The organism is Bradyrhizobium symbiodeficiens, from assembly GCF_002266465.3.
GTDB classification, from domain to species: domain Bacteria; phylum Pseudomonadota; class Alphaproteobacteria; order Rhizobiales; family Xanthobacteraceae; genus Bradyrhizobium; species Bradyrhizobium symbiodeficiens.
In genome coordinates this window covers 4,776,210-4,797,535 of sequence record NZ_CP029427.2, presented here as the reverse complement: position 1 = coordinate 4,797,535, position 21,326 = coordinate 4,776,210, and the positions used below count along the sequence as shown (strand labels likewise).

Genomic DNA, 21,326 nt, shown 5'->3' with positions numbered 1-21,326 from the left:
CCGTTAGACTTTTTCGACTTCGGGACGGCCGAGCAGGCCGGTCGGCATGAAGATCAGCACCACGATCAGGATCGAGAACGCGGCGACGTCCTTGTACTCGACCGAGAAATAGGCCGACCACAACGTCTCGATCAGGCCGATCGCGAGGCCGCCGAGCATGGCGCCCGGCAGCGAGCCGATGCCGCCGAGCACGGCAGCGGTGAACGCCTTGATGCCGGCGACGAAGCCCATGAAGAAATCGACGAGGCCGTAATAGAGCAGGTACATCAGGCCCGCGACCGCGGCGAGCGCCGCCCCAATCACGAAGGTCATCGAGATGGTGCGGTCGACGTCGACGCCGAGCAGCGCCGCCATGGTCTGGTCCTGCTCGCAGGCGCGCATGTCGCGTCCGAGCCGGGTGCGCGACACCAGCCAGGTGAAGATCGCCAAGAGCACGATGGTGGTGATGACCACGATGATCTGGATGTTGGAGAGCTGGATCACGAAGCCGTCCGCGCTCTCGTGCAAAGTATAGCCGCCGGTGATGACGGGCGGGATCGGCTTGACCCGCGCGCCCTGCGCCACCTGCGAATAGTTTGTCAGCACGAAGGACATGCCGATCGCCGACAGCATCGGGGCGAGGCGGAAGGAGTGGCGAAGCGGTCGGTAGGCGATGCGCTCGATGGTCCAGCCATAGAGCGCGGTGATCGCCATCGAGACCAGCAGCACGATCAGCAGGATCACCGGGACCGCGGTCAGGCCGGTCGAGATCAGCAGCAGAAAGGTGATCAGGGCGATGAAGCCGCCGATCATGAAGACGTCGCCATGGGCGAAGTTGATCATGCCGACGATGCCGTAGACCATCGTGTAGCCGATGGCGATCAGGCCGTAGATGGAGCCTAGGACGAGACCGTTGATGAGCTGTTGGGCGAAATAATCCATGGGCTGCCGTACCAAACCTGACGCGGGCTCAAAGGGAGCTCTTTGAAGAGTTCTCGGGCCCCGGCAGCCCTTGAGCATTCATCCGGTTTTGTAACAGGAGGGAACTGGCGGCTGCAACTAGCCAAGCCTCGGCATGAGGGCTTGTACAGAACTCATTTGGCTACGGACGTCATATCGGGGTTCCGGCAGGTGCGAGGAACCGGGTTCCGCATAGCAACCAAAATCGATGCGCGCGGTTGTCGCCCCTCTGACGTCCAACAAGGGAGTTTCCCGACATGACGAACCAGCAGAACCAGAATCCGGGCCAGCAAGGCCAGAAACCCGATCAGCAGCAGGGCGGCGGCCAGAAACCCGGCCAGCAGCAGCAGGATCCGCAGCGCCAGGGCGACAAGCCTGGCCAGCAGCAGGGTGGCCAGCACAGCCAGGACAAGAAGTAGATTTGGGAGCCCAAGAGCTTTAGGAGCCGAGGAGCTTTACCAAGAGTTTTAGGAGCCCAAGAGCGAAGGGCAGTGATGAAGGCCCCGCCCGAAAGGCGGGGCCTTTTCGCTGGCTGCGCGGTCCACAGGCCGGTTAAGGTAAACAAAGGGTTTAAATTGCCGCCACAGTCTGATGCGAGTTAGCTCCCGGCAAAGCCTTCCCAGCGAAGGCGCGTGATCGACGAAGCGGGAAGCGGCATGTTCAGGAATTGGCGGATCGGCTCGGTCAACGGCGCGCTGCTGGCGGCCTATTTCATTCCGGCCTGGACCCTTGTCGCCTTCAACATCATCGTCGCGCCGGTGCACGGCCTCTACGAGCGGCCGAGCGTCGCCGTTGCGCTGTATTTGAGCGACCATCTCCAGATGGCGGGCATGGAAACGGTCCGCGCCGCGTGGCTGCTTGCGCTGGGCCGGCTGACCGTGGTGGCGTTCTTTGCGATCTATCTCGCTCTGCTCTGCGTCCCCCGGACCCGCAAGTCCGGCGGCAGCGACGAGGCACTCGGCATTGCCCTGGCGATCGGCAGCCTGATCTCGTTTGCCAGCATGGTGATGGCTTCGAAGGTCGGCGAGATGGCCGCGCTCCGGCTGCACGCCACCGAGCTGTTGCTGCTGCTCGGTGCTGCCATTGTGATCCTGATCGAGCGGCCCGAGGCGGCTCCGCAGACCGTCGAGACGCCTGGCGAGATTCCTGCGTCGCTAGGACTGGAGCAGGCCGAGCTCCTGCACAATCGCTGAGGCTTCCTTGACGGCGTGGTTCGCCGCCGGCACGCCGCAATAGATCGCCTGCTGCAGCAGGATCTCCTTGATGTCGTCGGGCGTGAAGCCGCCCTCCGCGAGCGCCGCGCGCACGTGCAGGCGGAATTCGTCCCATTGCCCGAGCGCGACCATGGTGCCGATCACCAGCACCCGCCGCGTCCGCTCGTCGAAATGCGGCCGGGTCCAGATCTCGCCCCAGGCATAGCGCGTGATCATGTCCTGGAAGTCGGTGTTGAAGGCATTGCGGTTCGCGATCGACTTGTCGACCCAGGCGTTGCCCAACACTTTTCTGCGTACGTTCATGCCGGCATCGCGGCGCTTTTGGTCGTCCATTCGTCCTCCTCTCCGTCGTTGCGAGGAGCGTAGCGACGAAGCAATCCAGAATGTCTCCGCGGAGAGATCTCTGGATTGCTTCGCTACGCTCGCAATGACGGCTGCTATCGCTGCGTCAGGAAGCCCACCACCGCATCTGTGAACGCGTGCGGCTGCTCGACGTTGGAAATATGCGCGGCGTCGATGATGGTCATGCTGGCGCCCGGAATCCTCGAGCGGATCAACTCGCCCGCCGAGATCGGCGTCGCCATGTCGTGACGGCCGGCGATCACCAGCGTCGGACTCTTGATCTTGGGAAGCAACTCGCGCTGGTCGAGCGTCGACAGCGCCTCGCAGCAGGCGAGGTAGCCTTCGACGGGGGAGGCGAGCAGCATCGATTTCATCCTCGCGGTGATGTCGGGCTCGCGGTCACGGAAATCCTGCGTCAGCCATCCCGCGATCACGGCATCGGCGACCGCAGCGATGCCGCCCTTCTTCACGGCGTCGATGCGCTCCAGCCATTTGGTCGGTTCGGCATAGTAACAGGAGGTATTGGCGAGGATGAGCTTGCCGAAGCGCTCCGGCGCGTTGGCGCCCAGCCATTGCCCGACCATGCCGCCCATCGACAGGCCGCACCAATGCACCTTCTCGATGTTGAGGTCGTCGAGGATCGCCAGCACGTCGCGGCCGAAGCGCTCCATCGTGTAGGGGCCGGGCGGAACGTTCGACTTGCCGTGGCCGCGGCGGTCGTAGCGGATGACGCGGAACACCTGCGTCAGCGCCTTCATCTGCGGCTCCCACATCTGAAGCGTGCAGCCGAGCGAATTGGAGAGCATCAGCGTCGGCCCGCCGTCGCGGCCCTCGACGGAGACGTTGAGCAGGCATCCGTCGGCATCGATCATGGGCATGCGGCGTCTCCGTATCTATTCGCGCTCAAGGCTGTCGAGCAGCCGGTCGATCAGGGCCTGGGAAGCCCCTTGATAGGCCATCGGCTCGAACAATGCCGCAATTTTTTCTGGCGAAAGATGCGCCGTGACCTGCGAATCGGCCGACAACACCTCGCGCAGATGTTTCTTCTCGGCAACCGCGCGCTTGCTGGCGGCCTCGATGAGATGATGTGCGTCGCTCTTGCCGATCTTGGCGGCCAGCGCGAAGGTGACCGCCTCCGCCATGATCAGCCCGTGCGTCGCATCGAGATTGCTGCGCATGCGCGCGGCGTCGACGTCCAGGCCCTCTGCGATGTCGACGATGGCGGCCAGCGCCCCCGAGGTAACCAGCATCAATTGCGGCAGCGTCGGCCATTCCGCATGCCAGGGGCCTGCGCTGCGCTCGTGGTCCTGCACCTGGGCCGCAAATATCGTCGCGGCAAGCTGCGGAGCCATCGTGGCAGCGCCCAGCGCGCTTGCGGCGGCGACCGGGTTGCGCTTGTGCGGCATGGTCGAGGAGCCGCCGCGGCCTTCGCCTGCCGGCTCGAACGCTTCGCCGACGTCGGTCTGCATCATCAGCGAGACGTCGCGCGCGATCTTGCCGCAGCTGCCGGCGAGGATCGCGAGGCATGAGGCGGCCTCCGCGATCCGGTCGCGATGGGTATGCCATGGCGCTTCCGGCAGCGGCAGGTTCAGCTCCTGCGCCAGCCGTTCGGCTACTGCCAGCCCCTTGTCGCCGAGGGCCGCGAGCGTGCCGGCAGCGCCGCCGAATTGCAAGGCGAGGCCCTCGCGGCGAATCCGCCGCAGGCGGCAGCGCGAGCGGGCGAGGCTTGCGGCATATTCGGCAGCTTTCAGGCCGAAGGGCATCGGCAATGCGTGCTGGAGCCAGGTCCGAGCCACCATCGCAGTGTGGCGATGGGCTCGTGCCAGTGCGGCAAAGCCCTTGATGGCACGGCTGAGGTCGGTGTCCAGAGCGTCGAGACCGGCGCGAAGCGTGAGCATGGTGGCGGTGTCGATGACGTCCTGGCTGGTTGCGCCCCAATGCACGTAGCGCGCGGCCTCGGTGTCGGCCTTGCCGACATTGGCGGTCAGCATCTTGACCAGGGGAATCGCCAGATTGCCCGATCGCGTCGCGGCCTCGGCCAGTGCCGCCATGTCAAAGGAATCGGCCTTGCAGGCGGCCTCGATGGACCCGACGGCAGAGGCCGGAATGACGTCCGTGGCGGCCTCCGCGCGTGCCAGGGCTGCCTCGAAATCGAGCATGTTCTGCAGGGTCGAGCGGTCATCGCAGACCGCGCGCATGACGGCGCTCGACAGCATCGGCGCGAGCAGGGGGGAGAGGGAAGTGCTCATATTGCGCGCGACCTAATCACCATGGCCCGGCCCTGCCAATCCCCAACCGGGCGCACGCGTCTTTTTGCAGTTGCGAATATGCATTGCACTTGACCGGCCGCCACCCTTTCCTTTGCCGCGTCCCTGCGTTACTTGATCAGCATTATAAGTTACGCGATCCGGGAGGCACCCTCATGGCCATGACGATGAACGGCGAAGTCCAGCTTGCGGCGCCGCGCGAGGCCGTGTGGGCCAAGCTCAACGATCCCGAGGTGCTGAAGGCCTGCATCCCCGGCTGCGAGGAGCTCGAGAGGACCGAGGACGGCGGGTTTCGCGCTACGGCGAAAATGAAGGTCGGCCCGGTCTCGGCGCGCTTCAAGGGCAAGGTCACGCTTTCCGATCTCGATCCGCCGAACGGCTATCGGATATCGGGGGAGGGCGAAGGCGGGGTCGCCGGCTTCGCCAAGGGTGGCGCGGTGGTCAAGCTGGCGGAGAAGGACGGCGGCACGCTGCTGTCCTACGAGGTCGAGGCGCAGATCGGCGGCAAGTTGGCGCAGCTCGGCCAGCGTCTCATCAACGGCGCCGCCAAAAAGCTCGCCGACGAATTTTTCGCGAACTTCGCCAAGGCGGTACAGGGCTGAAGGTCAGCGCCTTCGGCATGGCGCCTTGCGCCTCGGGTGATGTTGCCCCGGGGCATAATGGCCCATATGATGGGTTGGAATAATTATAAGAACCGCTTCGACGGGACCCGTCGGGGCGCTGATAGAGAGTGCTTATGGCAAAAATCTCCCTCATCGTGAACGGCAATCCAGTCACGGCCAACGTCGATCCCCGCACCCTCCTGGTGCAGTTCCTGCGTGAGAATTTGCGCCTGACCGGCACCCATGTCGGCTGTGATACTTCGCAGTGCGGCGCCTGCGTCGTTCATGTCGACGGCAAGGCCGTGAAGTCCTGCACCACGCTGGCGGTGATGGCAGACGGTCATGAGGTCAAGACGATCGAGGGGCTGGCCGCCGACGGCGCGCCGTTGCATCCGATGCAGGAGGCCTTCCGCGAGCACCATGGCCTGCAGTGCGGCTTCTGCACGCCGGGCATGATCATGACTGCGATCGACATTGTCCATCGCAAGGGCAACGAGCTCGACGACCATACGATCCGGGAAGAATTAGAAGGCAATCTCTGCCGCTGCACCGGCTACCAGAACATCGTCGCCTCGATCTCCGCCGGCGCCAAGGCGATGGCGAAATCAGATCTCGCCTAAAGCGCGCAACGATCCCGCGATCAGGACATTCAGATGTACGAATTCAAATATCATCGCCCCGGGACCGTGCGGCAGGCCGCCAACCTCCTGGTGAAGAACGAAGACGCCAAGATCATCGCCGGCGGCCACACGCTGATTCCCGTGATGAAGCAGCGCCTCGCGAGCCCCCCGCATCTGGTCGACCTCTCCCATATCGAGGGGCTCAACGCGATCGAGATGAAGGGCCGGTCGCTGGTGATCGGCGCCACCGCCAAGCATGCCGAGGTCGCAGGCTCCGCGATCGTGGGTGAAGCCATTCCGGCGCTTGCGAATCTCGCCAGCCAGATCGGGGACCCGGCCGTGCGTCACAAGGGTACGATCGGCGGCTCGCTCGCCAACAACGACCCGACCGCGGACTATCCGGCTGCCGTGCTGGCGCTGGGCGCGACCATCGTCACCAACAAGCGCCGCCTCAAGGCCGAAGAGTATTTCCAGGGCCTGTTCACGACGGCGCTCGAAGCCGACGAGATCATCACCAAGGTGATGTTCCCGCTGCCGAAGAAGGCCGCCTACATCAAGTTCCGCAACCAGGCCTCGCGCTATGCGCTGGTCGGCGTGTTCGTGGCGCGGCGTCCGTCGGACGTGCGGGTTGCCGTCACCGGCGCCGGCTCCGAAGGCGTGTTCCGCGTCACCGCGTTCGAGGAAGCGCTGAAGAAGCGCTTCGCCGCGAAGGCGCTCGACGGCATCGAGGTGCCGGCCGAGGGCCTCAACAGCGATATTCACGGCAGCGCCGAATACCGCGCGCATCTCATCGGCGTGCTGACGCGGCGCGCCGTCGATGCTGCCAACGCCAAGGAGTGAGGTGATCTCACGCCTCGGCCCAAACTTGTCCCCGGTGAGGGCATAGCGAGACTGGCTTTTTCATGACTTCAGCGGCCAATACTTCCGGGGCCTTGCCGGCATCGGTCGACGCGATGCTCGAACTCCTGACCTCGCGCGGCTACCTCGCGGAGCGGTCGCTGGCGACGGTGACGTATCTCTCGCTGCGCATGGGCCGGCCGCTGTTCCTGGAAGGCGAGGCCGGCGTCGGCAAGACCGAGATCGCCAAGGTCTTGTCCGCTGCGCTGGGGCGGAAGCTGATCCGCCTGCAATGCTACGAGGGTCTCGACGTCTCGTCCGCGGTCTACGAGTGGAATAGCGCCGCGCAGATGATCGCGATCCGGATGGCGGAGGCCGCCGGCGACACCGATCGCGATCAACTCTCGAGCGACATCTTCGCCGACCGCTACATGATCAAGCGGCCTCTGCTCCAGGCGCTCGAGCCCGACGTCGCGGGACCGCCGGTGCTGCTGATCGACGAGCTCGACCGTGCCGACGAGGCGTTCGAGGCGTATCTGCTCGAAATCCTCAGCGACTTCCAGGTCACGATCCCCGAATTCGGTACCGTCAAGGCGCCACATCCGCCGATCGTCATCATCACCTCCAACCGCACCCGCGAGATTCACGACGCGCTGAAGCGGCGCTGTCTTTATCACTGGGTCGATTATCCCGCCGCGGAGCGCGAGCTCGCGATCGTCAAGTCGCGCGTGCCCGGCATCTCCGCCAAACTGTCGCAGCAGGTCGTTCGCTTTGTCCAGGCTTTGCGTAACCAGGACTTCTACAAGTCGCCGGGCGTCGCCGAGACCATCGACTGGGCCACAGCGCTGTCCGAACTCGATGCCCGCTCGCTGACCCCGCAAGTGGTCGGCGACACGCTAGGCGCGTTGCTCAAGTACCAGGACGACATCACCCGCATGCAGGGCGACACCTTGCAGAAGGTGCTGAAGGAAGCGACGAGCGATTAGCCGGTCATTCCGGGGCGCGCGTCAGCGCGAGCTATGGTGCGCAATTGCGCACCTGAGAATCCATCGGGCTTCAGAGACGGTGGACGAATGGATTCCGGGTTCGCGCTTCGCGTGCCCCGGAATGACGACCGAGAGTGTTGAACCATGGCCATCAACCACCTTGCCCCGAGCAGACCGAGCAATTCGCCGACAACATCGTCGGCTTCGCCCGCGCGCTCCGCTCTGCCGGCATGCCGGTCGGTCCCGGCGCCGTCATCGATGCCATGAGTGCGCTGCAGGTGATCGACATCGGCAACCGCGCCGACGTCTTCACCACGCTGGAGGCGATCTTCGTCAAGCGTCATGAGCATGCGCTGATCTTCAAGCAGGCCTTCAACCTGTTCTTCCGTGCCTCGGAAGAATGGAAGCACATGCTGGATTCGGTGCCGCTGCCGGACGAGGCCAAGAAGAAGCCGCAGGCCGGCTCCCGCCGCGTGCAGGAGGCGATGTCACAGCCGCGCATGACCGAGACGCCGCAGCATCAGGAGCAGGATCTGCGCCTGTCGGTGTCCGACAGGGAAATCCTCCAGAAGAAGGATTTTGCACAGATGAGCGCCGCGGAGATCGCCGAGGCGCTGCGTGCCGTCGAGCGGATGCGGCTGCCGCAGGCCGAACTCCTGACGCGCCGCCACCGGCCTGATGCTCGCGGGCTGCGCCTCGACCTGCGCCGCACGCTGCGCGCCTCCCTGCGCACCGGCGGAGACATCGTCGACATCCACCGCCTCGGCCGGATCGAGAAGCCGGCGCCGATCGTGGCGCTGCTCGATATTTCGGGCTCGATGAGCGAGTACACCCGCCTGTTCCTGCATTTCCTCCATGCCGTCGGCGATGCGCGCAAGCGCGTCTCTGTGTTCCTGTTCGGCACCCGCCTGACCAATGTCACGCGCGCGCTGCGCCAGCGCGATCCTGACGAGGCGTTGGCGAACTGCTCGGCCTCGGTCGAGGACTGGGCCGGCGGCACCCGGATCTCGGCCTCGCTGCACAACTTCAACAAATTGTGGGCACGGCGCGTGCTGAGCCAGGGCGCCATCGTGCTGCTGATATCGGACGGGCTGGAGCGGGAGGCGGACTCCAAGCTTGCCTTCGAGATGGACCGGCTGCACCGGTCATGCCGGCGGCTGATCTGGCTCAACCCGCTGCTGCGGTTCGGCGGCTTCGAGGCCAAGGCCCAGGGCATCAAAATGATGCTCCCGCACGTTGACGAATTCCGCCCGGTACATAATTTGAGTTCGATCCAGGAGCTGATTACGACGCTCTCGCGGCCGCTGCCGCCGCATCATCGCAACCTGATCCGTTCCGCAGCTTGAGAGGTAGGCCATGCTCGATCGCGACGAGGACATTCTGAAGGCGGCGGAGGACTGGCAGAAGGCTGGCCGTGGCGTCGCGCTCGCCACCGTGGTGGAGACCTGGGGCTCGGCGCCGCGCCCGGCGGGCTCCAGCCTCGTCATCAACGACGAGGGCACGTTCCTGGGCTCGGTCTCCGGCGGCTGCGTCGAGGGCGCCGTGGTCACCGAGGCCATGGACGTGATCCAGAGCGGCAAGCCGAGGATGCTGGAGTTCGGCGTCGCCGACGAGACCGCCTGGAATGTCGGGCTGTCCTGCGGCGGCACCATCCGCGTCTTCGTCGAGAAAGTGGGTTAGCCGTGAAGCTCGCAATCCTGCACGAACTGAACGCCGAGCGGGCCGCGCGCCGGCCGGTGATTCTGGTGACCGACACCGAGAGCGGCGAGCAGCGCCTGGTGAAATCAGCTGATTTCGCCAAGGATCCGCTGCGCGCGGAACTGGACAAGCAGCTCCGCATGGGCAAGAGCGCCAGTGTCGAGGCCGGCGGCAAGAAGCTGTTCCTCAACGTCTATGCGCCGACCGCGAAGCTCGTTATCGTCGGCGCGGTCCATATCAGCCAGGCCTTGGCGCCGCTGGCGCGCTCGCTCGGCTACGACGTCACCGTGGTCGATCCGCGCACGGCGTTTGCAAGCCCCGAGCGCTTTCCCGACATTCCGCTCGTTGCCGAATGGCCCGACACCGCGCTGCCGCCGCTCAATGTCGATGCCTACACCGCCTTCGTCGCGGTGACGCACGATCCCAAGATCGACGATCCGGCACTGCTGCACGCCTTCGAGCGCGGCTGCTTCTATATCGGCGCGCTCGGCTCGCGGAAGACGCACGCCAAGCGCGGCGACCGGCTGCGGGCGCAGGGCGCCAAGGAAAGCGACATCGCGCGCATTCACGCGCCCATTGGTCTCGCGATCGGCGCCGTCTCCCCGTCCGAGATCGCGGTGTCGATCATGGCGGAGATCACCGCGGTGCTCCGCCTGCCACCTAAGGAAAAAGAAGAGGCGGCATGAAATTCGGCCCCGCGAGTCCCAAGGATGCAATCGGCGGCGTAACCGTCCACACGCTGCGCCAGGGACCGCTGGTGCTGAAGAAGGGGACGACGATCGGCGCCGCCGATGTTGAGGCGCTGGAGCGCGCCGGCATCAAGGACATCGTCGTGGTGCGCATGGAGGCGGGCGACGTCTCCGAGGACGTTGCGGCCGCCAGCATCGCGCTGGCCGTCGGCGGCGAGGGCATCCATGTCGAGCGCGCCTTCACCGGCCGCGCCAATCTGTTTGCCGCACAGCCGGGCGTGCTGGTGATCGACCGCGCCGCGGTCGACCGCATCAACAATATCGACGAGGCCATCACCTTTGCGACGCTCACCGCGTACAAACCGGTGGTCGAGGGTGAGATGGTCGGCACCGTCAAGATCATCCCGTTCGGCGTCGAGGGCAGTTTGCGCGATGCCGCGGTGAAGGCGGCCGGCACGGATGTGCTGAAAATCGCGCCCTACGTGATCAAGCGCGTCGGCGTGGTCTCGACGCTGCTGCCGGGCCTCTCGTCCAAAGTGATCGACAAGACGCTGCGCGTCACCGCCGAGCGGCTCGCGCCGGCCGGTGCCAGCATCATCGCCGAGCGGCGCGTGCCGCACGAGGAGCAGGCGCTGTCGGCCGCGATCAAGGAATTGCTCGGCCTCGGTGCCGAGCTCGTCATCGTGTTCGGCGCGTCCGCAATCGCCGATCGTCGTGACGTGATCCCCGCGGCCGTCACGGGGATCGGCGGCGAGATTGAGCATTTCGGCATGCCGGTCGATCCCGGTAATCTCCTGCTGATCGCGCGCGCGGGCGGCGCGCCGGTGCTGGGCGCACCGGGCTGCGCGCGCTCGCCGGTCGAGAACGGTTTTGACTGGGTCTTGATGCGGCTCCTCGCCGGCATCGAGGTGACGCGGTCCGAGCTGATGGGCATGGGCGTCGGCGGCCTGCTGATGGAGATCGTGACGCGTCCGCAGCCGCGCGCGACGCCCGAGATCGAGGGCAATAGCCGCGTCGCCGCCATCGTGCTGGCGGCGGGACGCTCGACCCGGATGGGCGGACCGAACAAGCTGCTCGCCGAACTCGACGGCAAGAAGCTGGTGCGGATCGCGACCGAGCAGGCGCTGGCGTCGAAAGCATCCGAGGTGATCGTGGTCACGGGCCATCAGACAGAGCTGATCGAGCAGGCGTTGCAAGGCCTGAAGGTGCGGTTTGTCAAGAATCCGGATTTCGCCGGCGGGATCGCCAGCTCGGTCAAGGCCGGCATCGCTGCCGTCCCCGAAACTTGCGACGGCGCCGTGGTGTGCCTGGGCGACATGCCGCTGATCGATGCCGGCCTGATCGACCGTCTCATCGACGGCTTTGCGCCGGATCGCGGCAATCTCATCGTCGTGCCCGTGAGTGAAGGCCGCCGCGGCAATCCCGTGCTGTGGTCGCGCCGCTTCTTCAAGGAATTAATGACGCTCGACGGCGACGTCGGCGCGCGCCATCTGATCGCCAAGCACGCCGAGGCCGTGGCCGAAGTGCCGGTCGATGGCGAGAGCGCCTTCCTCGACATCGACACGCCGCAGGCGCTGGAGGCGGCCCGAGGCGGATAGTGACCTCTTGTAGGGTGGGGTAGCGAAGCGTAACCCACCACGCTTCAGCGATCGCGGAACGAAGTTGGTGGATGACGGTTCGCTAATCCACTTTACGACATCTTACTATCCTCCGATTTCAACCGCCCGTTCACCATCTGGAAATAACCGCCGCCTAGAGTTCCTCCACCTGCCTTGGGGGGAGGGGATTTTCCATGTCTTCGAACGCCGTCGCGCGCCGTTGCGCGATGTTTTGCTTTGTCTTGTCAGTTGCCGTCACGGGTGCCCGCTACATCACCGAAGCTCATGCCGCCGGCGCGATTGCAGTCGGCAAGTGCGGCGCTTATGGCCAGGCTTTTGATTACGGCCATGAGCACGAAGCGCGTGCCGCGGCGCAGAAGCAGTGCAAGGGCGATTGCACGACCGTGACGATGAAGCGCGCCTGCGCCGCGATGTCGGTCGATCTCGCCAACCCCTGCGGCGCGTATGGCTATGCGGTCAAGCCGAAGATCTCTGCCTCGCTCAACGCCGCCACGCGCGAATGCTACAAATACGGCGGCAAGGAATGCGTGATCCGCGCCTGGGCTTGCGACGCCAAGGGTTGATTTTTCGAGCGCTGATTCTTCTTGCCGTCATTCCAGGGCGATGCGTAGCATCGAATCCGGAATGGCAATTGAGGAACCACATGCAATTCGATACCAAGATCGCGGTCGTGATCCGTACCGATCTTCAAGCCTGGCAAAAGCTCAACGTCGCGTCCTTCCTCACCAGCGGCATCGCCGCGGCTTTTCCCGAATGCATCGGCGAAGCCTATGAAGACGCATCAGCCACGAAATATCATGCGCTGATCGGACAGCCGATCCTGATCTACGGCGCCGACGGTCCGGCGTTGTCGCGCGCGCTGGACCGCGCGCTGGCGCGCAACGTCAAGCCGGCGGTCTATACCGAGGACATGTTCAGCACCACGCACGATGCGGCCAATCGCGAGGCGGTGAGGGCGGTGGCGCGCAACGATCTCAATCTCGTCGGCATCGCCATGCGCGCCGAGCGCAAGGTGATCGACAAGATTGTCGACGGCCTGAAGTTCCATAGCTGACACGCCGGCATCCGCACGTCGTCATCATGGTGTCATGATGGGGCCGGCTTGCGCAAACTTTGTGCGGTTTGACACCAATCAAGGGTGAGCTGTCAGGCCTCGCTAGTCTGCTCCGCATATTGCAATGGAGCAGACAGATGCCCACCATGAAAGCCGCAATCGTCAAGCAATTCGGCAAGCCACTGGTGATCGAGGACGTGCCGGTGCCGCAGCCTGGTCCGGGCGAGATTCTGGTCAAGGTGAAGGCCTGCGGCGTCTGTCACACCGATCTGCATGCAGCCTCCGGCGACTGGCCGGTGAAGCCGGTACCGCCCTTCATTCCCGGCCACGAGGCAGCCGGCATCGTCGCCGCGCTCGGGCCCGGTGTAAGGAATTTGAAAGTCGGAGAGGCCGTCGGAGTCGCCTGGCTGCACGACGCCTGCATGTCTTGCGAATATTGCGAGACCGGCTGGGAGACGCTCTGCGAGCACCAGCACAATACCGGCTACAGCGTGAACGGCGGCTTCGCCGAATATGTCATCGCCTCGGCCGCCTTCGCCGCGAAGCTGCCGGCGACGGTCGACTTTGCCGCCATTGCGCCGATCCTGTGCGCCGGCGTCACCACCTACAAGGGCTTGAAGGAGACTGAGGCCAGGCCCGGCGAGTGGGTCGTGATCTCAGGCATCGGCGGGCTTGGCCATGTCGCGATCCAGTACGCCAAGGCGATGGGGCTCAAGGTCGCGGCCGTCGACATCGCCGAGGACAAGCTGGAGCTGGCGCGCGAGACCGGCGCCGATCTCGCGGTCAACGCGCTCGAAGCCGGCGCCGTCGACAAGGTTCTTGCGGCAACCGGTGGCGGGGCCCACGGCGTGCTGGTGACGGCGGTCTCGACCGCGGCGTTCGCGCAGGCGCTGAAGATGGTTCGCCGCAAGGGCACCGTCAGCCTCGTCGGCCTGCCGCCGGGCGAATTCCCGACGCCGATCTTCGACGTCGTGCTCAAGCGCATCACGGTGCGCGGCTCCATCGTCGGCACGCGGCGCGACCTCGACGAAGCCGTCGCATTCGCCACCGACGGCAAGGTCAAGGCCGAGGTGACGAAGGTGCCGCTCGCGCAGATCAACGACGTCTTCGACCGGATGAAGGCCGGCAAGATCGATGGTCGTATGGTGCTTGATTTCGGCTAGCGCCTCATCCAGGCGGCATGCCTTCGAACTTGACCAGGCCGGGATCGAGGTGATCCCAGCCGTGACCGCGCGCGGCGTAGGTGACAGCCTGCGGCCTGTAGCGGGCGGGCTCGTCGAGGCTTGCGGCGCGGATGGTGAAGATGTCGGGCATCGCCGCAAAGGTCAGGTAGACCGCGACACCGCACAGCGGGCAGAAGCCGCGCGTCTTCACATTGCCGCTGTCGCCGACCATGTCCCAATGCCCAGCCTCGCCAGTGATCGTGACGCCGGCCCGTGCGAACGTCGCGTACGAGCCGTGGCCACTGCCGCTTTCCCGCTGACAGTCTCGGCACTGACAATGATTACTGAAGAAGGGCTCACCGGCAATCGAATAGCGGATTGCGCCGCAGGCGCAGCCGCCGGTATAGGGCTTTTCCATCGCAATGCTTCCTCACTTGTCTTCGCCGGAGATGGCATCGAGCCGCTGCAGCACCTTGACCCAGCCGTCGCTCATGTTGCGATAAGCCGTGTCGTTCGTCGGCGTCACGAAGCCCGAATGCACCACGCGCACGCGCGTTCCTGCTTCGACCGGCGTGAGGGACCAGGTGACGACGGTGTCGAGCGCCGAGCCGTAGCCGGTATTGCTGGCGTCGCCGCCCTTCCAGGCATAGGCGAAGCGTTGGTTCGGCACGACCTCCAGAACGCGGCAATGGATCGTGCCATCCCACGCGCCGGCCGGATTGGTCTTGAAGGTGAAGGTATTGCCTTCGACCGCCTCGAAACCGGTCGGCGGCATCAGCCAGCGCGCGATCAGCTGGGCGCTGGTCAGCGCCTTCCAGATCGTCTCGGCGGCGTGAGGGAAGATCTCGTCGATGACGATGTCCTGGGTCTGGATATTGGAAGCAACAGCACTCACGGATCGATCTCCTTCAAGAGGTCACGCAGATTCTGGAAGCGCTCGCGCCAGAACACGCCGTAATGGTCCATCCAGGTGACCAGCGGTTCGAGTCCCTGCGGCGCGGCGCGGTAATAGACGTTGCGGCCCTCGGCGCGCTCGGCGACGAGGCCCGCCTGTTTCAGCGACTTCAGGTGCTGCGAGATCGCGCCCTGGGTCACGCCGCTGCCGCGCGTCAGTTCGGCGACGGTGATCTCCTTGCTTTCGAACACGCGCTCGAACACGGCCCGGCGGGTCGGGTCGGCGAGGGCGCGCATCACGGTGGTGACGGGGTTTGGAGCGGCTTCGATCATACCTTTCAATTAGTCAATACTAATACATTAGTCAAGACTAATTCGATCATTCGCCGCACACTCTTCGCGTCTTGACGATGACTGACTGGTCAGTCATAAAATGAGCCATGAGAAAGCCGGCCGACAAGCCTGCACAGAATGCGAGGCCTGCGTCCGTAGCCCGCGGAGAGGTGCCTGCATCGAACCGCGCTACGCGGGCGCAGGAGCGGCGCGCGGCGATCGTGGACGCCGCGATGGAGGAGTTCATCGCCCGCGGCTTTGCTGCAACGCGCCTCGACGACATCGCCAAGCGTGCCGGCGTCGCCAAGGGCACGATCTACCTGCACTTCAAGGACAAGGAATCGATGTTCGAGGAGCTGGTGCGCATCGTCATCGTGCCCGTCGTGGCGCGGCTGACTGCGCTGCCGCCGCCGACGGGATCGGTGCGCAACCTCATCGAGGCCTTTGCCGGCAATTTGCTGAAAGAAGTCATCGGCACCCGGCGCGGCGACCTGGTGCGGCTGATCGTGGCGGAGGGGCCGCGCTTTCCGGCCGTCGCCGACTTCTACTACCGCGAGGTCGTCTCGCGCGGGATCGCCGCCATGCGCGCGCTGATCGAGCTGGGCATCGCCCGCGGCGAGATCCGGGAGAAGGACCTCGCGCGCTATCCGCAGATCCTGGTCGCGCCGGCGATGATCGCGGTGATCTGGCAAAGCCTGTTTGCGCGGCACGCGCCGCTCGACGCGCAGGAGATGCTGCGTGTCCATCTCGATTTGATTTTTGGCGAACGGAGGACGACATGAGGTCGTCGCGGGTATTTTCTGTAGTTGCATTGGCGCTCGTGCTCGCAACCGGCCTTACCGGCTGCAACGACAAGCGCGATCCCGGCTTTCAGGGCTGGGTCGAGGCCGACATGATTTTCGTCAGCCCCGATGAAGCCGGTCGGGTCACGAAGCTCAATGTCCGCGAGGGTGATGAAGTCAAGGTCGGCGATGCCCTCTATTCCGTCGACGACGACCTCCAGCTCGCCGATCTCAACCAGCAAAAGGCAACGCTTGCCAACGCGCAGCAGACCTATGATCGCGCGGCCTCGCTGAGCAAGACTGGCTCGGGCACGCAGGCCAATCTCGACTCCGCCGTGTCGTCCCTGCGTGTCGCGGAAGCACGGGTGGTGACGTCGGAGACGCGGATGGCGCGGCGCAAGGGCTTTGCGCCCGTCGCCGGCACCATCCAGCAGATCTATTTCCGCGAGGGCGAGATGGTGGCGGCGCAGCGCCCGGTGCTGTCGATCATGCCGCCCGGCAACATGAAGCTGCGCTTCTTCGTGCCGGAGACCCAACTGCCGAAGCTTGCGATCGGCGATACGGTGCGCATCTCCTGCGACAATTGCGCGGCCGATCTCACCGCAAAGATCTACTTCATAGCGACCTCGGCCGAATACACCCCGCCTGTCATCTACAGCCTCGATGAGCGCAACAAGCTGGTCTATCTGATCCAGGCGCGGCCCTCGCGCCCCGACGCGCTGCGGGTTGGACAGCCGATCGACGTCTATCTCAATCCGAAGACCCCGATGGCGGACAAGCGATGAACGGCGGCAACGGCATCGCAATCGACGTCAAGGGGCTGACCAAATCGTTCGGCGGCCGCGAGGTCGTGCACGATCTGTCGATGCAGGTGAAGCGCGGCTCGATCTACGGCTTCCTTGGCCCCAACGGCTCGGGCAAGACCACGACCATCCGTATCCTCTGTGGACTGCTCACGCCCGATAGCGGCGAGGGCACCTGTCTCGGCTACGACATTTTGCGCGACGCCGAAAAGATCAAGCGCCAGGTCGGCTACATGACCCAGCGCTTCAGCCTGTATCAAGACCTCTCGGTGCGGGAAAATCTCGAATTCGTCGCGCGCCTCTACGGTCTCGCCGACGCACGCGGCGCCGCGCGCGACATGGTCAAGCGGCTCGGACTATCCGGGCGCGAGGAGCAGCTGGCGGGCGAACTCTCCGGCGGCTGGAAGCAACGGCTGGCGCTGGGGGCCTGTACGCTACCCAATCCGCAATTGCTGCTGCTGGACGAGCCGACGGCGGGCGTCGATCCCAAGGCGCGGCGCGATTTCTGGAACGAGATCCACGCGCTCGCGGCCGACGGCCTCACTGTGCTGGTCTCCACCCATTACATGGACGAAGCCGAGCGCTGCCATGAGATCGCCTACATCGCCTACGGCCATCTGCTCGCGCACGGCACGGTCGAGCAGGTGATCGCGAAATCCGCGCTGACGACCTACACTGTGACGGGCGAGGGGCTGAACGAACTCGCTGCCGGGCTCACCGGCAAGCCCGGGATCGACATGGTGGCGCCGTTCGGCACCTCGCTGCATGTTTCCGGCCGCGACGTGGCCGCGCTCGAAGCCAGCATCGCGCCGTGGCGGGAAAAAAGCGGCTTGCATTGGCACCAATCGTCGCCATCGCTGGAAGACGTGTTCATCGAACTGATGGGTCGCTCCAAGGACAATTTCCAATGAGTGCCGTCGACCATCCCGCGCCGCGCCGCGAAATCCGCGAGCGCTTCGGTTTCCTGCGGCGCTCTTATGCAATGCTGATAAAGGAGTTCATCCAGCTCAAGCGTGACCGCGTGTCGTTCGCGATGATCGTGATGCTGCCGGTGATGCAGCTGATGCTGTTCGGCTATGCCATCAACACCACGCCGCACAATCTGCCGAGCGCGGTGCTGCTGCAGGAGGACTCCGATCTCGCCCGCTCGATCCTGAAGGCTCTCGAGAACACGGCCTATTTCCGCTTCCTCTACGAAGTCCATGATGTCGAGGATTTCGACAACCTCCTGAAATCCGGCAAGGTGCTGTTCGGCGTGGAGATCCCGCGCGGCTTCGAGCGCGCGGTGCGGCGTGGTGACAGGCCGGCGCTGCTGGTGGCGGCCGACGCCACCGATCCGGTGGCGGCCAGCGCGGCGATCGGTTCGCTCGGCATGATCGTGCAGACCGCGCTCAAGCACGATCTCTATATCGGCGATCCCCCGGAGATGCCGTTCGAGATCCGCGCGCACGCCCGCTACAACCCGGCCGCGTCCTCCAGCCTCAACATCGTGCCGGGTCTCGTCGGCACCATCCTCACCATGACCATGCTGATCTTCACCGCGCTGTCGGTCACGCGCGAGGTCGAGCGCGGCACCATGGAGAGCCTGCTCTCGATGCCGATCAAGCCGGTCGAGGTGATGTTCGGCAAGATCGTGCCTTACGTGCTGGTCGGCTTCCTGCAGGCCTTCCTCATCATCGGCATCGGCGTCGGCCTGTTCGGCGTCCCCGTGCTCGGCAATCTGTTTCTGCTGGCACTGCTCTCGACACTGTTCATCACCACCAATTTGTCGATCGGCTACACGATCTCGACTGTGGTGCAGAACCAGCTCCAGGCCATGCAGATGTCGATGATGTTCTTCCTGCCGAGCATTCTGCTGTCCGGCTTCATGTTCCCATTCGCGGGCATGCCGACCTGGGCGCAATATGTCGGCGAATGCCTGCCGCTGACCCACTATCTGCGCATCGTCCGCGCCATCATGCTGAAGGGGGCGAGCATGCAGAATCTGCGCTTCGACACCCTGGCGCTGGCGGCCCTGATGCTGCTCGCCATGACCATCGCCGTGACGCGCTTCCGCCGCACGCTGGATTGAGGCACAATGCTTCCGGAATCGAGGGGCAAATGGTCAGGTTTGCGAGCAGGAAGACGCGGCACCAAGCCGTGCTGTCGGAGAATTTCGAGCGCGAGCTGACGCGGGAGGTGTTGCGCACCGAGCTGTTGCGGGTGCGGGCACTGATCCTGACGGGCTGCATCATGATGCTGTTGCTCACCTCGATCTATTTGATCGACCCCGGCGTGGTGAACCGGGTGTGGCGCGGAACGGACGGGATTATCGCGGTCTATGCTCTACTCGCCGGCTTCATTCTGTTCGAGGTCTGGGTCCACACCCAGATCAGAAAGAACCTGCGGCTCGATCGCGACGTACCGGTCGTCAGGCGCTATATCGGCACGCTGATCGAGACGTCGCTGCCCACGGTGATCCTGATCCTGCAAACCCGCACCATGGGCGCAAGCCAGGCGCTCGGCTTCGCCGTGCCGCTCATGTACTTCATCTTCGTCATCCTCTCGACCCTGCGGCTCGATTTCTGGCTCTCTGCATTCACTGGCTTCGTGGCTGCAGCCGGGCTTCTGTCCGTCGCGCTGTACTACAATTCGGCGGACGAGGCCGGCGATCCCCTGATCTATTTCCACGCTGTGCGCAGCGTCATCATCCTGATCTGCGGCGTGCTGGCGGGCGCCGTCGGCGCGCAGCTGCGCCGCCAGTTTGCCGCGAGCATCGCGGCGGCGAACGCACGAGACCGGGTGACGAACTTGTTCGGGCAGCATGTCTCCCCGCAAGTGGTGGAGCGCCTGATGGCGGCCGGGACCAGCGGGGGCGGCGACGTTCGCAGCGTTGCGGTGATGTTCGTCGATTTTCGCGGCTTCACGGCGGGCGCGCAGTCCCGCACTCCGCAGGAGGTGGTCGACCGGCTCGACGGCGCCTTTGCAGTGCTGGTGGACATTCTCGACCGTCAGGGCGGCATCGTGAACAAGTTCCTGGGCGATGGCTTTCTTGCCTTGTTCGGCGCGCCGCTGGAGGCCTCAGACGCGGCGGAGCGTGCCGTTGCCGCGGGCCGCGAGATGCTGAGCGCGATGGACCGCATCAACGCGCAGACGAGCTGGCCGCTTCGAATCGGTATCGGCATTCATTTCGGCGAGGTCGTCGCCGGCAATATCGGCTCGCCCCGGCGCAAGGAATACACCGTGATCGGTGACACCGTGAATTTCGCCTCGCGGCTGGAGGCACTCAACAAGGAGTTCGGTTCGCAACTCCTGATTTCCGCGACCGTGCGCGAGGCGCTGGGCAACGACGGTGACGATGCCGTTGCGCTCGGCGAGGTCGAGGTGCGCGGCTATGAGCGGAAGGTGGCGGTGTTTCAGCTCGGATAGGGCGCGCCACACCTTGTAGCACACAGTTTCTCTTGCATCGGCGATTGCTCCGATTGCTCCGAATTTTGGGGCATGACGAGTGATGTTTTCGGCTTGTAGACTGCGCGCGATGCGGCCGGTCGTGGCCGCGATTTGCATGAGGAAGAGACGATGCAGCGCCGCTACATCACCGTCGACGTGTTCACCGATCGCGCCTTCGGCGGCAACCAGCTCGCCGTGGTGCTCGACGCTGGCGGGCTCACGACGGCGCAAATGCAGGCGGTCGCGACCGAGTTCAATTATTCCGAGACCACCTTTGTGCTGCCGCCGCGTGACAAGGCCAATGATGCCGAGGTGCGCATCTTCACGCCGGTGCGGGAGCTTCCCTTTGCCGGCCATCCGAACGTCGGGACCGCCTTCGTGCTGGCAACGCTCGCGAAGGAGCCGAAGTCGCGCCTGCTGTTCGAGGAGAAGGCGGGCCTCGTGCCGGTCGATATCTTTCGCGAGCGGTACCGAGTGATCAGCACCGAGCTCACCGCGCCGCAGCCGCTGTCCCGGTTTGCGCAATGTTCTGCCGATGAGGTCGCGGCGTGCCTTTCCTTGAGCGCCGATGACATCAGGACCGATCGTCACGCGCCACAAGTCGTCAGTGTCGGGACTCCCTTCGTGGTAGCGGAAGTGCGTTCACGCGAAGCGGTGCGTCGCGCAAAACCCGATGCCGCCGCGTTCGGACGGATGCTGCCGCGCGATGGCGCTTTTTCGATTTGGTTCTATACGCAAGATGTGCCTGCGGCCGAGGCGTCGTGCGAGCGCCAGGCGCGGATGTTCATGCCCGGTGCCGGCAGCCTGGTCGAAGATCCCGCCACCGGCAGCGCCACAGTTGCCGCGGCGGCGCTTTTCGCCGACCTCCATCCCGTGCGCGATGGCGAACTCAAGCTCACGGTCGGCCAGGGCTTTGACATGGGCCGGCCCAGCTTCCTGCTGACGCGCGTGCACAAGCAGGCCGGCAAGATCGTCTCGGCGCATGTCGGCGGCAGCTGCGTGCAGATGATGGAGGGGACGTTCAAGCTGGCGGGGGTGGCTTAGCCCGTCATTCC

At 64.9% G+C, this 21,326-nt stretch carries 25 protein-coding genes and 1 pseudogene; 19 read left to right on the top strand and 7 right to left on the bottom strand.

Annotated features, from left to right (window positions below; translation table 11 throughout):
* Positions 1 to 3: 3 nt before the first annotated feature.
* The gene (locus CIT39_RS22610; RefSeq protein ID WP_094972210.1) at positions 4 to 921 is read right to left on the bottom strand and encodes an ABC transporter permease subunit; all 918 of its coding nucleotides are present in this window, start codon (positions 919 to 921) and stop codon (positions 4 to 6) included.
* A 275-nt stretch (positions 922 to 1,196) separates the two neighbouring features.
* Between CIT39_RS22610 and CIT39_RS22605 the strand changes: the two genes are divergently transcribed.
* Together CIT39_RS22605 and CIT39_RS22600 are read left to right on the top strand one after the other, a co-directional pair.
* On the top strand, positions 1,197 to 1,358 hold the full coding sequence (locus CIT39_RS22605; RefSeq protein ID WP_162848668.1) for a hypothetical protein: 162 nt from the start codon (positions 1,197 to 1,199) through the stop codon (positions 1,356 to 1,358).
* Positions 1,359 to 1,595: 237 nt separating this feature from the next.
* Positions 1,596 to 2,132, top strand: coding sequence for a hypothetical protein (locus CIT39_RS22600; protein ID WP_094972522.1), 537 nt, complete (start codon positions 1,596 to 1,598; stop codon positions 2,130 to 2,132).
* Here CIT39_RS22600 and CIT39_RS22595 read toward each other — a convergent pair.
* The 3 genes from CIT39_RS22595 to CIT39_RS22585 all read right to left on the bottom strand — a co-directional run bounded on the left by CIT39_RS22595 (position 2,094) and on the right by CIT39_RS22585 (position 4,744).
* The gene (locus CIT39_RS22595) at positions 2,094 to 2,486 is read right to left on the bottom strand and encodes a carboxymuconolactone decarboxylase family protein (RefSeq protein ID WP_094972208.1); all 393 of its coding nucleotides are present in this window, start codon (positions 2,484 to 2,486) and stop codon (positions 2,094 to 2,096) included. The genes CIT39_RS22600 and CIT39_RS22595 overlap by 39 nt on opposite strands.
* Before the next feature lie 104 nt (positions 2,487 to 2,590).
* Positions 2,591 to 3,373 (bottom strand): 3-oxoadipate enol-lactonase, encoded by a 783-nt coding sequence (pcaD, locus tag CIT39_RS22590; RefSeq protein ID WP_094972207.1) that lies wholly within the window; start codon positions 3,371 to 3,373, stop codon positions 2,591 to 2,593.
* 15 nt (positions 3,374 to 3,388) lie between these two features.
* Positions 3,389 to 4,744, bottom strand: coding sequence for a 3-carboxy-cis,cis-muconate cycloisomerase (locus CIT39_RS22585; protein ID WP_094972206.1), 1,356 nt, complete (start codon positions 4,742 to 4,744; stop codon positions 3,389 to 3,391).
* Positions 4,745 to 4,917: 173 nt separating this feature from the next.
* Here CIT39_RS22585 and CIT39_RS22580 point away from each other — a divergent pair, with 173 nt between their 5' ends.
* The 11 genes and pseudogenes from CIT39_RS22580 to adhP all read left to right on the top strand — a co-directional run bounded on the left by CIT39_RS22580 (position 4,918) and on the right by adhP (position 14,030).
* Entirely contained in the window at positions 4,918 to 5,364 is a 447-nt protein-coding gene (locus CIT39_RS22580) for an SRPBCC family protein (protein WP_094895595.1), read from the top strand.
* Between the two features lie 134 nt (positions 5,365 to 5,498).
* Positions 5,499 to 5,984: a (2Fe-2S)-binding protein gene (locus CIT39_RS22575; RefSeq protein WP_026201687.1), complete on the top strand. Its 486-nt coding sequence runs from the start codon at positions 5,499 to 5,501 to the stop codon at positions 5,982 to 5,984.
* 33 nt (positions 5,985 to 6,017) lie between these two features.
* The gene (locus CIT39_RS22570; protein WP_094972205.1) at positions 6,018 to 6,824 is read left to right on the top strand and encodes an FAD binding domain-containing protein; all 807 of its coding nucleotides are present in this window, start codon (positions 6,018 to 6,020) and stop codon (positions 6,822 to 6,824) included.
* Positions 6,825 to 6,886: 62 nt separating this feature from the next.
* On the top strand, positions 6,887 to 7,807 hold the full coding sequence (locus CIT39_RS22565; RefSeq protein WP_094972204.1) for an AAA family ATPase: 921 nt from the start codon (positions 6,887 to 6,889) through the stop codon (positions 7,805 to 7,807).
* A gap of 144 nt (positions 7,808 to 7,951) precedes the next feature.
* A pseudogene (locus CIT39_RS22560) lies at positions 7,952 to 9,153 on the top strand (vWA domain-containing protein).
* Positions 9,154 to 9,163: 10 nt separating this feature from the next.
* Positions 9,164 to 9,487, top strand: a complete 324-nt coding sequence (locus tag CIT39_RS22555) for an XdhC family protein (protein WP_007602422.1) — start codon at positions 9,164 to 9,166, stop codon at positions 9,485 to 9,487.
* 2 nt (positions 9,488 to 9,489) lie between these two features.
* The gene (locus tag CIT39_RS22550) at positions 9,490 to 10,191 is read left to right on the top strand and encodes an XdhC family protein (RefSeq protein WP_094972202.1); all 702 of its coding nucleotides are present in this window, start codon (positions 9,490 to 9,492) and stop codon (positions 10,189 to 10,191) included.
* The gene (locus CIT39_RS22545) at positions 10,188 to 11,792 is read left to right on the top strand and encodes an NTP transferase domain-containing protein (RefSeq protein WP_094972201.1); all 1,605 of its coding nucleotides are present in this window, start codon (positions 10,188 to 10,190) and stop codon (positions 11,790 to 11,792) included. Before CIT39_RS22550 ends, CIT39_RS22545 begins: the two co-directional genes overlap by 4 nt.
* 194 nt (positions 11,793 to 11,986) lie before the next feature.
* Entirely contained in the window at positions 11,987 to 12,376 is a 390-nt protein-coding gene (locus tag CIT39_RS22540; protein ID WP_094972200.1) for a DUF4189 domain-containing protein, read from the top strand.
* An 80-nt stretch (positions 12,377 to 12,456) separates the two neighbouring features.
* Positions 12,457 to 12,867: a DUF2000 family protein gene (locus CIT39_RS22535; RefSeq protein ID WP_162308621.1), complete on the top strand. Its 411-nt coding sequence runs from the start codon at positions 12,457 to 12,459 to the stop codon at positions 12,865 to 12,867.
* Positions 12,868 to 13,004: 137 nt separating this feature from the next.
* The gene (gene adhP / locus CIT39_RS22530; RefSeq protein WP_094972198.1) at positions 13,005 to 14,030 is read left to right on the top strand and encodes an alcohol dehydrogenase AdhP; all 1,026 of its coding nucleotides are present in this window, start codon (positions 13,005 to 13,007) and stop codon (positions 14,028 to 14,030) included.
* Positions 14,031 to 14,034: 4 nt separating this feature from the next.
* Here the strand turns inward: adhP and CIT39_RS22525 are convergent, their stop codons facing one another.
* Genes CIT39_RS22525 through CIT39_RS22515 form a run of 3 tightly spaced genes read right to left on the bottom strand, consistent with a single transcriptional unit; the run spans position 14,035 to position 15,257 of the window.
* On the bottom strand, positions 14,035 to 14,448 hold the full coding sequence (locus tag CIT39_RS22525) for a GFA family protein (RefSeq protein ID WP_094972197.1): 414 nt from the start codon (positions 14,446 to 14,448) through the stop codon (positions 14,035 to 14,037).
* 12 nt (positions 14,449 to 14,460) lie between these two features.
* Entirely contained in the window at positions 14,461 to 14,925 is a 465-nt protein-coding gene (locus CIT39_RS22520; RefSeq protein ID WP_094972196.1) for an SRPBCC family protein, read from the bottom strand.
* Positions 14,922 to 15,257, bottom strand: a complete 336-nt coding sequence (locus CIT39_RS22515; protein WP_063195294.1) for an ArsR/SmtB family transcription factor — start codon at positions 15,255 to 15,257, stop codon at positions 14,922 to 14,924. The genes CIT39_RS22520 and CIT39_RS22515 overlap by 4 nt, the downstream gene beginning before the upstream one ends.
* Positions 15,258 to 15,364: 107 nt before the next feature.
* Here CIT39_RS22515 and CIT39_RS22510 point away from each other — a divergent pair, with 107 nt between their 5' ends.
* The 6 genes from CIT39_RS22510 (at position 15,365) to CIT39_RS22485 (ending at position 21,315) form a co-directional block, all read left to right on the top strand.
* Complete coding sequence (locus tag CIT39_RS22510) at positions 15,365 to 16,039, top strand: TetR/AcrR family transcriptional regulator (RefSeq protein ID WP_244607434.1); 675 nt, start codon at positions 15,365 to 15,367, stop codon at positions 16,037 to 16,039.
* Entirely contained in the window at positions 16,036 to 16,824 is a 789-nt protein-coding gene (locus CIT39_RS22505; RefSeq protein WP_094972195.1) for an HlyD family secretion protein, read from the top strand. Before CIT39_RS22510 ends, CIT39_RS22505 begins: the two co-directional genes overlap by 4 nt.
* Positions 16,821 to 17,753 (top strand): ABC transporter ATP-binding protein, encoded by a 933-nt coding sequence (locus CIT39_RS22500; RefSeq protein WP_094972194.1) that lies wholly within the window; start codon positions 16,821 to 16,823, stop codon positions 17,751 to 17,753. The genes CIT39_RS22505 and CIT39_RS22500 overlap by 4 nt, the downstream gene beginning before the upstream one ends.
* Complete coding sequence (locus CIT39_RS22495; protein ID WP_094972193.1) at positions 17,750 to 18,913, top strand: ABC transporter permease; 1,164 nt, start codon at positions 17,750 to 17,752, stop codon at positions 18,911 to 18,913. The genes CIT39_RS22500 and CIT39_RS22495 overlap by 4 nt, the downstream gene beginning before the upstream one ends.
* 29 nt (positions 18,914 to 18,942) lie before the next feature.
* The gene (locus CIT39_RS22490) at positions 18,943 to 20,250 is read left to right on the top strand and encodes an adenylate/guanylate cyclase domain-containing protein (protein ID WP_094972192.1); all 1,308 of its coding nucleotides are present in this window, start codon (positions 18,943 to 18,945) and stop codon (positions 20,248 to 20,250) included.
* A 150-nt stretch (positions 20,251 to 20,400) separates the two neighbouring features.
* Positions 20,401 to 21,315 carry a PhzF family phenazine biosynthesis protein gene (locus tag CIT39_RS22485; protein ID WP_094972191.1) on the top strand — a complete coding sequence of 305 codons (915 nt, stop codon included), beginning with the start codon at positions 20,401 to 20,403 and terminating at the stop codon, positions 21,313 to 21,315.
* The last annotated feature ends 11 nt before the right edge of the window (positions 21,316 to 21,326 follow it).